The organism is Mesorhizobium sp. M7A.F.Ca.AU.001.01.1.1, from assembly GCF_004022735.1.
GTDB classification, from domain to species: Bacteria; Pseudomonadota; Alphaproteobacteria; order Rhizobiales; family Rhizobiaceae; genus Mesorhizobium; species Mesorhizobium ciceri.
Map to the genome: position 1 here is coordinate 1 of NZ_RZPF01000786.1, position 2,815 is coordinate 2,815.

A 2,815-nucleotide genomic window follows, 5' to 3' on the forward strand; every position below is an offset into this window, starting at 1 on the left:
GCCTCGCTGTTAGCCAATCTGGTGCCGCCTCAGGATTTCGCCAACGCCATCGCCTGGAATTCATCGGCCTGGCAGACGGCGACCATCGTCGGACCCGTCGCCGGCGGCCTGCTCTACGGCGTGTCGCCGGAAGCGGCCTACGGAACCGCCGCTGTCCTGATGCTTGTGTCCGGGCTGCTGATCTTCACCATCCCGAAGCCGTCGCAGCGCACCGAGTCGGACAAGCCGACGATGCAGCACCTGCTCGGCGGGTTCAGCTATATCTGGAGCGAGAAGATCGTGCTCGGCGCCATCTCGCTCGATCTGTTCGCCGTGCTCCTGTCCGGCGCCTCGGCGCTGCTGCCGGTCTATGCGCGCGACATCCTCCAGCTCGGCCCGTGGGGCCTCGGCCTGCTGCGCTCGGCGCCCAGCATCGGCGCCATTTGCGTCGCCATCTGGCTGGCCGGGCATCCACTTCGCAACCACGCGGGCATGATCATGCTGGCCGCTGCAGCCTCGTTCGGCGCCTTCACCGTGGTTTTCGGCCTGTCGACCATCACCTGGCTGTCGATCGTGGCATTGGTCTTCCTTGGCGCCACCGATATGTTCAGCGTCTACATCAGGGAGACGCTGATCCAGCTGTGGACGCCCGACGAGGTGCGCGGCCGCGTCAACGCCGTCAACCAGGTCTTTGTCGGCGCCTCCAACGAGGTCGGCGAATTCCGGGCCGGCACGATGGCCGCGCTGATCGGCACGGTGCCGGCCGTGGTGATCGGCGGCATCGGCGCCATCGCCGTCGCGGGCCTGTGGGTGGTGCTGTTCCCGCAACTGCGCAAGGTGCGCCACCTCAACGGGCGCAACTGATCTTCCCACGGTTGACAGCCGACATGCCTAGCCCATGCCACAGGAGCTCTCATGATCACTTGCTACCTGAAATACGTCATCGACCCCTACAAGCTTGCCGAGTTCGAAGATTATGGTCGTCGCTGGATAGCTCTGGTCAACCGCCTCGGCGGAAACCATCACGGCTATTTCCTTCCAAGCGAAGGGGCGAGCAACATCGCCTATGCCATGTTCAGCTTTCCGAGTCTTGCCGACTACGAGGACTATCGCAAACGGATGGCTGCCGACCCGGAATGCCAGGACGTGTTCGAAATGGAAAAGCGCAATCGCAGCATTCTCAGCTATGAGCGCAGCTTCCTGCGGCCGGTGCTCGAACCTTAATGCATGTCGCCCAAAAGTGGCCCCGGTTTTGGGAGAACGACATGCATGAAGACAAAGACCTAAAGCGGGTCGCCTGAAATCCGTTCAGACGACGGTTTAGCTATCTGCTCGACTTGCCGAAGATCATCCGCAAAAACTCGTCCAGCCAGCGCTTGAGATGCATGTCCCAGATCAGCCGGCCGCCGAGATGATCGCGGCCGGGCTGGGCACCGGGCAATTCGAAGCGATGCGCGCCGCGCACCACCCAGCGCTGCATCATCACCCTGGTCAGTTCGCCATGGAACTGGATGCCCCAGGCATTGTCGCCGTAGCGGAAGGCCTGGTTGGGATAGGTTTCGGCCGTCGCCAGCAGCGTCGCGTCCCTGGGCAGCGAAAAACCCTCGCGGTGGAACTGGTAGACCATCTCCGGCCAGTGCATCAGTTGCTTGCCGGCTTCGGTCGCCTTCAGGGGATACCAGCCAACCTCGACCAGCCCTTCACCATGACCCTCGACCTTGCCGCCGAGACAGTTGACCAGCATCTGCGCACCGAGACAGATGCCGAGACATGGCCGGTTCTCCCTCAGCGGTATTTCCAGCCAGTTGGTCTCGCGGCGGACGAACTCGTCGTCGTCATTGGCGCTCATCGGGCCGCCGAACACCACCGTGCCGGCGTGGTCGTCCAGTGTTTCGGGCAAGGCGTCGCCAAGCGGCGGCCGGCGGATGTCGAGATCGAAACCCTCTTCCAGCAACATGTGGCCGACACGTCCCGGGCTCGAACTCTCCTGATGCAGCACGATCAGGATCTTTGGCTTCGAACTCGTCTGGCGTGGCATGGGAAGGCGAAGATCCTATTCGTCGCTCGATGTTCCGGTGGCGCCGGGCGCGTGCGCCGCCGCCTTGCGGCGCGCCTCGACGCGGTCGTGGCGTTCGACGCCGATCAGCTCGGCGACGCGCCAGACGGTGTTGTCCTCGAGCTCGTGCAACTCGCCGTCGGCATAGACGATTTCCCACATCAGGCCGATGAAAGCCTTGCGCGCATCGGCATCGAGATGGCGCTTCAAGACGCTGGTGAAGGCGTAGAGATCGATCGCCTCATTGTCGGCCCGCTCGCCGGCAGCGGCCAACGCTTCGAGTTCCGCGCCACTGATCGAATAGCTCTCGGCCAGCACCGCCTTGAACCGCTCCCACTCGACATCCTGGCGCACGCCATCGGCGTTCATCACATGGTAGAGCAGCGCCGAGGCGGCGACACGCGGATCGTCCGTGCTGGCATGCGTGCCGGCACCGGCCGGCAAATCCCTGAGAAACGACAGAACGCGTTCAAACATAGATCCATACCCCAACGGCCTGACGGCCTGCCCAACTCAAAACAACCGAAACCGGCGCGGCGATTTCTCCGCTTCCTCGTCCGGATCGACGCCGGGATCGTCCGGCAGCCGCGCAAGCTCCTCGGCCGGCTCGACGCCTTCGGCATCGCTCGGCACCGCGGCGAAGGCCGCTGCCGTGATCGGTCTGACATGATCTTCTTCGCGACTTTCAGCTTGCTTGCCCGCCGACGTCTCGCCACCGGCGTCGTCGATCACTTCGATCGGCCTTTTTTCGCTCGTCGGCTTTGCCAATGCTTCAATAGC

At 63.6% G+C, this 2,815-nt stretch carries 4 protein-coding genes and 1 pseudogene; 2 read left to right on the plus strand and 3 right to left on the minus strand.

Annotated features, from left to right (window positions below; translation table 11 throughout):
• Both EN884_RS31765 and EN884_RS31770 read left to right on the plus strand, forming a co-directional pair.
• A partial coding sequence (locus EN884_RS31765; protein ID WP_128360965.1) for an MFS transporter occupies positions 1 to 843 on the plus strand: 843 nt, incomplete at its 5' end.
• Between the two features lie 51 nt (positions 844 to 894).
• Positions 895 to 1,203 (plus strand): NIPSNAP family protein, encoded by a 309-nt coding sequence (locus EN884_RS31770; RefSeq protein ID WP_063169514.1) that lies wholly within the window; start codon positions 895 to 897, stop codon positions 1,201 to 1,203.
• A 100-nt stretch (positions 1,204 to 1,303) separates the two neighbouring features.
• On the opposite strand, the gene EN884_RS31780 is transcribed toward EN884_RS31770, so the two are convergent.
• The 3 genes and pseudogenes from EN884_RS31780 to EN884_RS39125 all read right to left on the minus strand — a co-directional run.
• A complete protein-coding gene (locus tag EN884_RS31780) occupies positions 1,304 to 2,017 on the minus strand; it encodes a glutamine amidotransferase (RefSeq protein WP_024503038.1) in 714 nt (237 codons plus the stop codon).
• 15 nt (positions 2,018 to 2,032) lie between these two features.
• Positions 2,033 to 2,512 carry a TerB family tellurite resistance protein gene (locus EN884_RS31785; RefSeq protein ID WP_013528912.1) on the minus strand — a complete coding sequence of 160 codons (480 nt, stop codon included), beginning with the start codon at positions 2,510 to 2,512 and terminating at the stop codon, positions 2,033 to 2,035.
• A gap of 36 nt (positions 2,513 to 2,548) precedes the next feature.
• A pseudogene (locus EN884_RS39125) lies at positions 2,549 to 2,815 on the minus strand (heme biosynthesis protein HemY); the annotation flags it as partial.